The organism is Burkholderia pulmonis, from assembly GCF_984667975.1.
The window spans coordinates 1,077,919-1,090,364 of record NZ_OZ480188.1 but is presented as its reverse complement, the minus strand read 5'-3'; the positions used below and the strand labels follow the sequence as shown (position 1 = coordinate 1,090,364).

The window sequence follows — 12,446 nt, the reverse complement described above, 5'->3', positions numbered from 1 at the left end:
GCGAACGAACCGGAGTGAAACGATGAGCAATGCAGCGAAGGAAGTCGTGGTGGTGAGCGGTGTCCGTACCGCGATCGGTGATTTCGGCGGCAGCCTGAAGGATTTCTCGCCGACCGACCTCGGTGCGAAGGTGGTGGCCGAAGTGCTGTCGCGCGCGAACGTGTCCGGCGATGCGGTCGGCCATGTCGTGTTCGGCCATGTCGTGAACACCGAGCCGAAGGACATGTATCTCGCGCGCGTCGCGGCGATCAACGGCGGCGTCGCGCAGCACGCGCCGGCGCTGACGGTGAACCGCCTGTGCGGGTCGGGCCTGCAGGCGATCGTGTCGGCGGCGCAGACGATCATGCTCGGCGATGCCGACGTCGCGATCGGCGGTGGTTCGGAAAGCATGAGCCGCGCGCCGTACACGGTGCCGGCCGCGCGCTTCGGCCAGCGCATGGGCGACGGCAAGCTCGTCGACATGATGCTCGGCGCGCTGCACGACCCGTTCCAGTCGATCCACATGGGCGTGACGGCCGAGAACGTCGCACGCGAGTACGACATCTCGCGCGACGCGCAGGATGCGCTGGCGCTCGAATCGCATCGTCGCGCGGCACGCGCGATCGCGGAAGGGCGCTTCAAGGATCAGATCCTGCCGATCTCGATCCGCACGAAGAAGGGCGAGGTTGCGTTCGACACCGACGAGCACGTGCGTCAGGACGCGAGCGTGGACGATTTCACGAAGCTCAAGCCGGTGTTCGCGAAGGAAAACGGCACCGTGACGGCCGGCAACGCATCGGGCATCAACGATGCCGCTGCAGCCGTGCTGATGATGAGCGCGGACGCTGCACGCGCGCAGGGCGTGAAGCCGCTCGCCCGTCTCGTCGCGTATGCACACGCGGGTGTCGATCCGGCGTACATGGGCATCGGCCCGGTGCCGGCCACGCAGAAGGCGCTCGAGCGCGCGGGCCTGAAGATCAGCGATCTCGACGTGATCGAGGCAAACGAGGCGTTCGCCGCACAGGCCTGCGCGGTCACGCAGGAGCTCGGCCTCGATCCGGCGAAGGTCAACCCGAACGGCTCGGGCATCTCGCTCGGCCACCCGATCGGCGCGACCGGCGCGCTGATCACGGTCAAGGCGCTGTACGAGCTGAAGCGCATCGGCGGGCGTTACGCGCTCGTGACGATGTGTATCGGCGGCGGCCAGGGGATTGCTGCGATCTTCGAGAACATCTGATAATCGACCGCTCGGCATCCGAATACACAGGAAATTTCATGGCCATCGAAATCGTCGGCGTCGTAGGCGCCGGAACCATGGGTAACGGCATTGCGCAGACCGCGGCCGTTGCGGGACTCAACGTCGTGATGATCGACGTCAGCGACGCCGCACTCGACAAGGGGCTCGCGACGCTGAAGGGCAGCCTCGAGCGGCTCGTGTCGAAGGAGAAGCTCGACGCGGCGACCCGCGATGCGGCGCTGGCGCGCATCACGACGTCGACCGACTACGCGAAACTCGCATCGGCCGACATCGTGATCGAAGCCGCGACCGAGAACGTCGAGCTGAAGGCCCGCATCCTGAAGCAGATCGAGGCCGTCGCGCGCGCCGACGCGATCATCGCGACCAACACGTCGTCGATCTCGATCACCGCGCTCGCGGCGCCGCTCGCCGATCCGTCGCGTTTCCTCGGCATGCACTTCTTCAACCCGGTGCCGCTGATGCCGCTCGTCGAGATCATCCGCGGGCTGCAGACGAGCGACGCGACCGCGTCGGCCGTGCGCGCCCTGACCGAGCGCTTCGACAAGTCGCCGATCGGCGTGCGCAATTCGCCGGGCTTCGTCGTGAACCGGATCCTGGTGCCGATGATCAACGAAGCGTTCTTCGTGCTGGCCGAAGGCATCGCGTCGGCCGAGGAGATTGACGCGGGGATGAAGCTCGGCGCGAACCACCCGATCGGGCCGCTCGCGCTGGCCGACCTCGTCGGCCTCGACGTGTGTCTCGCTGTGATGGACGTGTTCGTGAAGGACTTCGGCGATCCCAAGTATCGCGCGTGCCCGCTGCTGCGCGAGATGGTGTCGGCAGGCAGGCTCGGGCGCAAGACGGGGCACGGGGTGTACGACTACAGCAAGTAAGCGGCGGACTGAACAGTTCTCGACGCGGATGGTGTGTCGTGCCGGATGAGGTGATTCATCCGGTGCGGCTCGCCATCCGCGTTTTTCATTTGGGGCGGTCGACGGGACCTGACGCCTTTCGATACCCGGTCAAGCGCCCGGTGTTTGCGAAAAGAGACAGAAAGGCGTTTTATTTCACCATGTAATCGTGATTTTTTTGAGATTGATTTTGATTTCAATGATCGAACGTATGCCGAGATTGATGCTTCGCAGTGACTTGTCCGGCATGAGGAAATTGTTAATTCTGGACCGTCGTTAAATGTTTTGAAAGAGAGCGTGATTATTTAGTCATACGATAAATCATGCCGATTCCGATGTCGAGGCCTTTGAGGGCAAGGAGTGTGCTCTTCAGCGGGTGGGTGAGGGCCTGTCGCAAGGCGAAATCGGCGTGATTTGACTTGTAAAATGGATTGTCGGATTGGCTGTTTTCCAATAAAAAATAAAAATCCCTGTGGTGAAGGCAATATGTAATCCGAAGTGATTCTTCGATTGCGCGCCGTGACATTTCTTGACTATCTCCCGTTTTTTTCCTGTGCAACCATCTGCGGCAAATACAGAGAGAGACCAGTCATGCGCCGAGTCATGCGCGAAATCGGGAAACGGCACGCTCAACGGGAAGCGGCCAGATCGGGGAACCTTGTCGACCGTACTTCGCTGAACAGCGAGACGCCGGCGCTTTGGGTCAAGGCGACCGCCTGGGTCATGACGGTCGTGATGTATTTCAGTCCCGCCGTGCTTCTGATGGATCAAACCGCGCATGCCGCGCCGATCGTCGATCCGCGTGCGCCGATTGCATTCCAGCCAACCGTCATCCAGACAAGCTCGGGCATACCTGCCGTCAACATCGCAACGCCGAATTCAAACGGCGTGAGTTTGAATCAATATCAGTCGTTCAACGTCGATTCGAAAGGATTGGTGCTCAATAACAGCACCGTTGCGGGTTCGCCTTTGCTCGGCGGAACGCTGGGCGCGAATCCGAACCTGAACGGGCGATCCGCATCGCTGATCATCAACCAGGTCACGTCAAGCGGGGCAGCGGCGTCGCTATACGGTCCGCTCGAGGTTTTCGGGGTGCCCGCGGCTGTGGTCGTGGCGTCTCCAAACGGCATCAGCGTGAACGGACTGAGTGTGACAAACGTCACGAATCTCACGCTCACGACCGGCACGCCGCAATTCCTGACGGGTATCGGCGGAGCGTCGACGAGCTTTGCGAACGCGGGCGCCGTCGGCTACAACGTGACGTCGGGCAACATCACGATCGACGGGCCGGCCGGCAATACCGGCACGCCGGGCGCGGGCATCGAAGGAACGGTCGGCAATCTCGACCTGATCGGACAGACCGTCAACATCAACGCGCCGCTGTATACGAATCAGCGCGTCAATGTGATTACCGGCAACCAGCTCGTCACGCCGACCACGTCGGATACGGCGGGCATGACCTACACGACCGCATCGAACGGACTGCCGAACAATGCGGCGGCGATCCCGACCGTGAACGGCCTGGCGATCGACGCCAGCCAGTACGGCTCGGTGACGAGCGGCCAGATCTACATCATCCAGAATGCCGCCGGGCTCGGCGCGAACATGCAAGGCCCGCTGTCCGCGACGGCGGGCAACGTGGTCGTCAACGCGAACGGCGACGTGTCGGTCGGGCAAACGTTCGCGAGCCAGAACGTCGCACTGACCAGCGCAGGCAACACGACGATCAGCGGCACGGGCCTCGCGAACCAGAACTATACGGTTGCGGCAAACGGCGACATCAACGCGCCGGGTGCGGTGTCGGCGGGGCAGAACGTTTCCATGACGGCCGGCGGCAACCTGAATGCCGCCTCGGTGTCGGCGAACGGGAATGCGACGCTCAACGCGGGCAAAGCGATGACGATCGGCTCGGTGTCGGGCCAGAATCTCGCGCTGCAGACCGGCACCGGCGATTTGACCGTCAATGCGTCGTTGAGCGCACCGGGTACGATTTCGGCGAGCGCCGGACGAGACCTGACGGTGAACGGCGCGGTCCAGGGTGGTAGCACGGTCGCACTCGCCGGCGCCCGCAACGCGACCGTCAACGGGGCGGTGTCCTCGGTCGGCGACACGAGCGTGACGGCGACGACGGGCTCGGCCGCGGTCAACGGCAACCTGCAATCGAACGGCGCGGCCAACGTCACGGCGGGCCAGAACGCCACGATCGGCGGCACGGTGCAGGCGCAGGGGCCGGTGACGATCGCCGCACAAGGCGGTTCGATCACGGGGCAGGGCAACATGGCGTCCTCGCAGGGCGCGGTCAGCCTGAATGCGGGGCAGGCCATCGCGCTGAACGGCGCGGTGCAGAGCGGCAGCACGATCAACGCGACGGCGGGGACGAACGCGAGTTTCGGCGGTACGGTTTCCGCGCCCGGCGCAGTGACGATCCAGGCGGGACAGGACACGACGCTCGGCGGGAACGTGACGAGCGGCGGGAATCTGGGCGTGAGCTCGGGCGGCAACACCAGCGTGCAGGGCGCGGCCGCGTCGGTCGGCAACATGACGCTCGCGGCCAACGGCGGCACGTTGACGACGACCGGCAACGTGGTGTCGCTTGGGGCATTGAACGCGACGGGGCAACAAGGCGTGGGCCTGGGCGGGACGGTCTACAGCGGCGGCAATGCGTCGATCGAATCGAGCGCGGGCAGCGTGACGGTGGCGGGTGCGGTGTCGACGCCGGGCACCGTCAATATCAACGCTGGACAGGACGCAACCGTCGCCGGCACGCTCCAGAGCGGCCAGACCACGACGATCGCCGCCGCGCGCGATGCGAACCTGAACGGCGGTCTCGAGGTCGACGGCACGGGCAACGCGAGCGTCACGGCGGGTCGCAACCTCAACGGCACGGGTGCGATCAATGTCGCGAACGACACGACGCTGAAGGCCGGCAACAACGTTGCCGTCTCGGGCGCGATCCAGACCGGCAACAACCTGAGCGCGACCGCTGGCCAGAATCTGGCAGTCGGGGCGACCACGACAGTCGGCGCCAGCACACTGACGGCCACGAACGGCAGTGCGACGCTCGCGGGCGATGCGCTCTCGGGCGGGGCGACGACGATCACGGCCGGCACCGACGTGAACACGCAGGGCAAGGTGACGAGCCTGGGCGATCTCGCGGTCAATGCGAAGGCCGGCAACCTGACGGCATCCGGTCCGGTATCGAGCGCGGGCAACGCGAATCTGGGCGCCGGGCAGAATCTGACGCTGAACGGCCAGACCATCGCGTCGCAGAACGCGAACCTGACGGCGACGAACATCACGACGCAGGGCGTTTCGGTTGGCGGCAACCTGGTCGCGACGGCGTCGAACACGCTCGATACGTCTGCGGGCCAGTTGAATCAGAAGTTCAACGCGTCCGCACCGGCACTCTCCGTGAACGGCAATGCGACGTTGTCCGGCGCGAACGTGACGACCGCGAACGCGGTGGTCGGCGGCGCCACGAGCATCACGGGCACGCAAAGCCTGACGACGGGAGGTACGGCCGCGTTCAAGGGCGACGCGACGCTCGCCGGCGGCACGGTGTCGAACGTCGGCACGCAGATGGCGGCCGGCAACCTGAATGTTTCAGGCTTTACGGTCACGAATACGGGCAGCCTGTCGTCGCTGCAGACGGCGAATGTCTCGGCAACGAACCTCGACAACTCGGGAACGATCTACGGGCCGACCGCGAATGTCGACGTGTCGGGCACGACGACCAACTCGGGCGGCTTGCTGGCGACGAATGCGCTGAACCTGACGACGGGCAGCCTGAGCAATGCCAACGGGATGGTGTTCTCGGGCGACGTCGGCAACTCGACCGGCGCTGTCGGCAACACGACCGTGACGGTCACGGGCGGCAATGGCTCGTTCGACAATACGAACGGAAAAATTCTCGCGCTGAACATGGCGACGCTGAACCTGCCGAACCAGACGCTCGATCCGTCGGTAGCCAGCTATGGGACCGTCAACGGCGGCAACGGGCTCAACCTGTCCGCGCAGTCGGTGAACAACTCCGGAACGTGGACGTTGCCGGGAACGGCCGTCACGGTCTCGGCGGCCAACGGCATCAACAACGCCGGCACGATCAACCAGGGTGCGGGCTCGCTGACCCTGAACGGCGCGCTCGGCAATACGGGAACCGTCAACGGCAACGACCTGACGATCAACGGATCGCTCGCGAATCAGGCGAGCGGCACGATCGCGGCGAACGACGCGCTCACGCTCAACGGTTCGGGTACCAATGCCGGCACCGTGCAGGCGGCGAACACGCTGACGATCTCGGGCACGAGTTACGACAATTCGAACGGCACCACCAAGGCGGGCAACAGCAACAGCCCGGCCGGCAGCGGGAACCTGAACGTCAACCTGTCAGGCAATCTCGACAACGGCGGCGGCACGCTGAGCGCGACCAACGATGTATCGATCACCGCGGCGGCCGTCAACAACTCGGCAGCTTCGTCGACGACAAGCACGACGACCACCACGAAAACCATCGTCAACACGCCGCTGTTGATGTCGACCGTGATCGGCACGGAAACGGTGTACGGGATCACCGACATCGGCCCGGACGGCGGCTACCTGACGCTGGTATCGACCACCGTGCCGGCCACGCTCGGTGGCGTGCTGTCGGTGACGGGTATCGTGCCGCCGCTGACCAGCGGATGGTCAGACGGCGCGAACAATACCAACATCGGGGTGGGCTATATCGGCGTGAGCGGGCCGCAATCCGCGCCGGTCGCGACCTCGGGTACCGTCCAATATGTTCAGGTGCCGACCGTCGTGGGCTACAACGGCAATTCGTTCGTCGCGCAGACCAGCAATCTCTGGTACGTGCAGGGCGGCTCGGTGCCGACCAACAATGGCGACGGCACGGTCTACCCGGTCACGACGCTGACGATTCCGACCGTGACCGAAACGACGACAACGACGGGTGCGGTTGCAGGCAATTCGGTGATCGCGGCCGGCCACGACCTGAATCTCACCGCAAACAGTCTCAATAATCAGAGTGGCACCGTCAGCGCGGGGCACGACGTCAACCTGAATGTGCAGTCGCTGTCGAACGGCGGTTCGTCGGCGAGCTCGACGGTCACCGATACGGTCGACACCGCGTCGCTGACGGCGTTCATGAACGGGCTGCTGTCGATGCAGAAGTCGGGCGGCGTATCCGTCTGGGGCAGCGGCAATGCGGGTGGTGCGTACGGCTGCACGAACGGCGGCGGCGACAACGGGCAGTTCTGCGCGGTGGGCCCGTCGACGCCGCCCACGTCGTTCACGTTCGACTCGCCGAGCGCCGTGACCGTGCAGTCGGTGACGTCATCGACGACGGTACAGGGAGCGACCGGCCAGATCGTCGCCGGTCATAACCTGAACCTGTCCGGCGGCAACCTGACCAATGCGGGCACGCTCGCGGCCGGCAACGACGTTCACGTCAACGCATCGAGCTTCACGAATCAAGGCACGAACATCGGCACGATGACGACCACGGCCGGCTGCGCATCGGGTTACAGCGCGGGTTGCGGGTCGTTGTCGACGACGAATCCGAATTCGCAGACGTATGCGTATCAGCAGGCCAACGCCACGGTCACGGCTGGTAACGACGTCGTGATCGCCGCAGGCTCGGTTTCGAACACCTACGGCAACCTGGTGGCCGGGCGCAACGTCGTGATCGGCGGGGCCGGCACGACGGCATCCGATACGTCGGCGACGCCCACCGCGCTCACGCAGGCGGGCAGCGTGACGAACACCTCGGGCGCGATCGAGGCTGGCAACGATGTCGATATCAATGCCGCGACGCTGACCAACACGATCGCCGCGCCGGTACAGATCCACCAGAACTACGGCAGCGCGACGCCCTACACGGGCTGCACGTACAACTGCGAAGCGTATGTCGACGTGCAGTCGGCGAGCCCCGCGACGATCACGGCGAACCACAACGTCAACCTGACGGCCGGCACGTTTGGCAACACCGGGAGCCTCGTCACGGCGCTGAACAACGTGACGATCAACGCCAGCAACAGTGCGGCCAGCAACAACCAGTACCTGTCCGCGTACTGGAGCAGCGGGTTCACGCGCTACGGGACACCGTATGCGACGTGGGGGTGTGCAAACAATCCGTCGTTGTGTGCGCAACTGTACGGTAGCGCGTACAGCAGCAGTGCGCCGCAGGATCCCGCCGGCTTGCCGGATGCGGTGGGGCTGCCCGACTTCGTGCCGGGCACGATTCAGGCGGGCAACACGCTCGCGGTGAATTCGCCGACGCTGACGAACACCGGCAACGTGATTGGCCAGACCGTGAACCTGACGGGCGCGACGCTCGTGAACGGGCTGACGAATCCGAACGTCTATACGCCGCCGCCGGCCGTGTCGGGGCAGGTGATTTCGCTCGGGCCGCCGGCGGCGCCGTCGACCGCGCAGACGACCGTCAACAGCGCGGGCCTGGTGACGACGCTCGCTGGTCAGCCGACCTCGGTAACGGGCGCGGCGGGCCTGCCGTCGAACACGCCGATCGGTGTGCAGACCGTGGGCAAGCCGGTCGCGCCGACGGTGCCGACGTCGAGCGCACCCAACGGCACGACCGTCAAGACGATCTCGGGCGAGACGGTTCAGGTCTCCTATCTGACGAACAATCCGGCGGCGGACGTGGTGGGCTCGCTGTCGCCGGCCGCGCTGATTGCCGCGTTGCCGGCCAATCTGCAGCCGGGCAGCGTGCCGTTTTACTACGACCCGTACACGCAGGCGCAGCAGGTTGAGCAGGCGGCGCTCGAGGCGACCGGCAAGAGCAGTTTCTATAGCACGCCGAGCGCGACCGACAGCACCGGTCAGGCGTCGATCAACAATCAGGATACGGCAGCGCTGTACGGTGCGGCGCTGCAATACGCGGAGCAACACAACATCGCGCTGGGCACGCAACTGAGCCAGGCGCAGCTCGCGCAGATCAATGCACCGATGCTCTGGTACGTGGAGCAGTCGGTGCCGGAGCCGGGATGCACGGCTACTGGAAACGGCGCGTGCCCGACGGTGCAGGCACTGATGCCCGAGGTGCTGCTGCCGCAGAACTACGCGGTGGTGAACGCGGACGGCGAGATCACGGGGACGAACGTCGCGCTCAATTACGCGAACAGCATTCTCAACACGGGTTCAGTGTCGGCTCAGAACCTGACGGTGAATACCGGCACGCTGACCGACGAGCAGCGCTCGACCAACGTCGGGACGATTTACAACCAGGTCGATGAGGGTGTGTTGCAAACCACGGGCACCGTGGTGCAGCAGGGTGGTTTCATGACCGCGGCGAACTTCGATCTGCAGGTGCAGAGCCTGAACCAGATCGGCGGGGCGCTCACCCAGATCAATGCCGATGGCAGTGAAAACACGGCCGCGACCGCCGCGATGCTGGCGAATCTGAAGAACCAGCTTGGCAGCAACTTCGTGCAGTCGAGCGTCAGCAACAATTTGCAGACGACGCTCATCGCCGATGACAGCGGTTTTGGGTTCATGCAGGTTTTCTCGATGGTGGTGGCGGTGGCCGCAGCCGTCATGATGCAGCCGGAGATTTCGGCGGGTATCGCGTCATTGGCGGGAGCAACCGACGCGGCAGCAGATGCGGCATTCGCGGCGGCGGCCGCCGGTGCGGAAGGTTCGGCGATCACGGCGGCCGCTAGTGTCGCGGGCGGTTCGCTCGCTATGGGCGGTCTGGCGAACACCATGATTGCGGTTGGATTGAGCAGCTTTGCCTCGAGCGCGTTGGGTCAGTTCGTTGGCACGGGCCAGTTCAATTTGGGCGCGGATTTCCGCAACGGGCTGATCGGCGCGGCGACGGCGGGACTGACAAACGGGATCACGTTCGACACGAGCACGGACTCGCTCGGCTTCAACTTAGACGCTCCGGTACAAGGCGTGACTGCGCCGAGCTTGGCGCAACTGGCGGGCGTGCAGAACGTCGGCAACACCCTGGTGCCGCAGGCAGGGGCGTCGGTCGCTGGCTCGTTGCCGGATCAGGCGCTTGCGATAGCGGGTGAGGCAGCTATTCAGGCGGGCGTGCAAACGGGTATTGGTGGGGGCAGCTTCCTGACCGCGTTGCGAAACGATGCGGTCAACGACGTAGCGGCAGCCGGCGCGTACACAATCGGGGATGCGAGCGTTGCCGGTGATTTCGGCAGCGGCATGTCCGGCGAACTGGGATATGTGACTGCGCACGCGGCATTGGGGTGCGCGGCCAGTGCGGCAGAAGGCACGGGGTGTGCCGGGGGGGCCGTGGGCGGTGGCACCAGTGCCGTGCTCTCGCCGTGGGCAATTGAGCAGATTGATCCGACGGGCGCGCCTCTCGATTCAGCACAGCAAGCGGCTATTGGGGCAATCGCGATGTTGACCAGCGCTGGTGTTGCCGGAGCGCTTGGAAAAAATGTGACAGGAGCTGCGACAGCGGCAGAAAATCAGGTCGAAAATAATGACCTCAAGCATCTGCTCGTCGCAATCGGCTTCATTACACCATGGGCACCTAGCAACATCGTTGATGACCCCAGTTTTGGGCAAACGCTACCAGCGGATACGTTGCAAGAAGAGCTGAAGGAAAATGTTAAGCCTCTTGTTGTGCCTGTACCTCTTGGGAAAAATCCGCCTCCAAAATGATCAATTCGAGAAAACGACTGGTTTCCATGGAGTGGCTGGAGTGGAACAGGGAGCCGGACACGGCCGCTCTGGAACGAGCTACGTCAATTCAGGATTTTTATGAGGCCGAGGCAGCATACAAATTGCTTATCGATCAGGGTTCCATATTTAGTATGGTGAATCTCGGAGCCTGGTTTGAATATAAATCTGATATCAGTGGCGGGCCAAATTTTTCGCAGGCTGAGTTATGGTACAGAAGAGCTGTCGATAGCGGATCTGCCGTAGCGACGCTGCAGGCTGGTTATTTCTATTTGCGTCGGAATAATTATACAAAAGCTCGTGAAATGTTTGAAATTGGATCGAGTCGAGGCTACGCACCGTCTATGCTCAGGCTTGGGGATTTATACGCAAAAGGGTTAGGGGTTGAGCGAAATTACGATATCGCCCATGAATTTTTCAAACAGGCTTCCGATCGCGGAAATCTATGGGCGAAACGAACGGTGGCGGTGTTGGCTGCTAGGCGTAATCGGAATATCGCAACGCGATGTTGGTGGTGGATAAATATGGCGGTGGCATATCTGGAATTTAGGTGCTTGAATTGGCGTGAGCCGCACAGTGAAAGGCTGAAAAAATAAATAAATGAAGATCACATCTGGAGGGTGGCTTGGTATTCGAATTTATGCCGACGAATGGTATAAGCCTTTGATTCTGGGGGTGGTGCTGGTTGCGTTACTAATTTATGGATTCATCGCACTGTATAGAAACTCGGAACTGGGGTTGAAGGGCGCTGTGGTTCAACGTGGATACGCGACAGTCGAGCGTGTTTCCCTTGTGATGCCAAAGAGATCGAGCTTCGAAGGATTTATTCGTGTTTTGGATTTACGTATTAATGGTCGGGACGTTATTTTTTCGACAAAGGCGACCTTTTCTATAGGTGAGGTCGTTGGTGTCAATTATCGGGTAGGTGCGAGCGGAAGAATTTACGTGGATGATGTGTATTCGATCGAGAAGTAATAGCGGGATAGACCTGCGTTGATTGGTGGTTGAAGAAAAACAATGGATCGATTTTTAATCATCTGATTAATCTCGTGTGAGCATTGGTTCGTCATAAATAAAGAATTGGTATTTTCTTTTTTATGAAAAAGGATTGAGGATGGAAAACAGAAAAGTCGTTTATCTCGCTATGGCGGGGTTGTTTGTCCTTCTTGCCGGTTGCGCTGCCACGAAGCCGGACATCGATGCGTCGCATGCTGATGATTCGACTCTGAAGACGGCATTAAAGCAGGGAGTCGCCGAACCGTCGGTCGATTCGAGCGGGCTGGAAGTGAGTGCTGCCGTGAAGGCCGGGATGATCGAGGCGTTTGACAAACAGGCCGCGAAGAATGGTATTCCGGTGTCGCCGACGGGGATTCCGGTCAGGATCACTATCCAAGAGTACAGCACGCGCCCGAACCTCGCGCGTTTCATGCTCGGTGCTCTCGCAGGGCGAGATCACATCAAGGCACGGGTGGATGTGACGAATGCAAACTTCGAAGTCGAGGATGCGGCGCATTCGGCCGTGAATGGTATCGATGTCGTGGCGGAGGACGTAGGCATCGAGGCGGCCAACGGTGTCGCCGAGTTGGCCGGGCTGCCAATCGTGACCGAGCAGACCATCCGATCGTCACGTCTGAAATAGCGAGGTGGCGTTGTTGCAT

General features: G+C 62.5%; 7 protein-coding genes. 6 read left to right on the top strand and 1 reads right to left on the bottom strand.

The window, feature by feature from the left end; genetic code table 11:
• Positions 1-22: 22 nt before the first annotated feature.
• Together bktB and AC5LXK_RS36395 are read left to right on the top strand one after the other, a co-directional pair.
• Positions 23-1,216, top strand: a complete 1,194-nt coding sequence (gene bktB / locus AC5LXK_RS36400; protein WP_493394471.1) for a beta-ketothiolase BktB — start codon at positions 23-25, stop codon at positions 1,214-1,216.
• A 38-nt stretch (positions 1,217-1,254) separates the two neighbouring features.
• Positions 1,255-2,109: a 3-hydroxybutyryl-CoA dehydrogenase gene (locus AC5LXK_RS36395; protein WP_493394470.1), complete on the top strand. Its 855-nt coding sequence runs from the start codon at positions 1,255-1,257 to the stop codon at positions 2,107-2,109.
• Between the two features lie 387 nt (positions 2,110-2,496).
• On the opposite strand, the gene AC5LXK_RS36390 is transcribed toward AC5LXK_RS36395, so the two are convergent.
• Complete coding sequence (locus AC5LXK_RS36390; RefSeq protein WP_493395116.1) at positions 2,497-2,907, bottom strand: hypothetical protein; 411 nt, start codon at positions 2,905-2,907, stop codon at positions 2,497-2,499.
• Between AC5LXK_RS36390 and AC5LXK_RS36385 the strand changes: the two genes are divergently transcribed.
• The 4 genes from AC5LXK_RS36385 (at position 2,863) to AC5LXK_RS36370 (ending at position 12,427) form a co-directional block, all read left to right on the top strand.
• Positions 2,863-10,770 (top strand): two-partner secretion domain-containing protein, encoded by a 7,908-nt coding sequence (locus tag AC5LXK_RS36385; protein WP_493395107.1) that lies wholly within the window; start codon positions 2,863-2,865, stop codon positions 10,768-10,770. The genes AC5LXK_RS36390 and AC5LXK_RS36385 overlap by 45 nt on opposite strands.
• A 26-nt stretch (positions 10,771-10,796) precedes the next feature.
• Positions 10,797-11,384, top strand: a complete 588-nt coding sequence (locus AC5LXK_RS36380; protein ID WP_493394469.1) for a tetratricopeptide repeat protein — start codon at positions 10,797-10,799, stop codon at positions 11,382-11,384.
• A 4-nt stretch (positions 11,385-11,388) separates the two neighbouring features.
• Entirely contained in the window at positions 11,389-11,763 is a 375-nt protein-coding gene (locus AC5LXK_RS36375) for a hypothetical protein (protein WP_493394468.1), read from the top strand.
• 139 nt (positions 11,764-11,902) lie between these two features.
• Positions 11,903-12,427 (top strand): DUF4410 domain-containing protein, encoded by a 525-nt coding sequence (locus tag AC5LXK_RS36370; protein WP_493394467.1) that lies wholly within the window; start codon positions 11,903-11,905, stop codon positions 12,425-12,427.
• Positions 12,428-12,446: the final 19 nt, after the last annotated feature.

Excerpts from the sequence above, each read along its gene's own strand:
- bktB (WP_493394471.1), top strand. The coding sequence starts at position 23 with ATGAGCAATGCAGCGAAGGAAGTCGTGGTGGTGAGCGGTGTCCGTACC.
- AC5LXK_RS36395 (WP_493394470.1), top strand. The coding sequence starts at position 1,255 with ATGGCCATCGAAATCGTCGGCGTCGTAGGCGCCGGAACCATGGGTAAC.
- AC5LXK_RS36385 (WP_493395107.1), top strand. The coding sequence starts at position 2,863 with ATGTATTTCAGTCCCGCCGTGCTTCTGATGGATCAAACCGCGCATGCC.
- AC5LXK_RS36390 (WP_493395116.1), bottom strand. The coding sequence starts at position 2,907 with ATGCGCGGTTTGATCCATCAGAAGCACGGCGGGACTGAAATACATCAC.
- AC5LXK_RS36380 (WP_493394469.1), top strand. The coding sequence starts at position 10,797 with ATGGAGTGGCTGGAGTGGAACAGGGAGCCGGACACGGCCGCTCTGGAA.
- AC5LXK_RS36375 (WP_493394468.1), top strand. The coding sequence starts at position 11,389 with ATGAAGATCACATCTGGAGGGTGGCTTGGTATTCGAATTTATGCCGAC.
- AC5LXK_RS36370 (WP_493394467.1), top strand. The coding sequence starts at position 11,903 with ATGGAAAACAGAAAAGTCGTTTATCTCGCTATGGCGGGGTTGTTTGTC.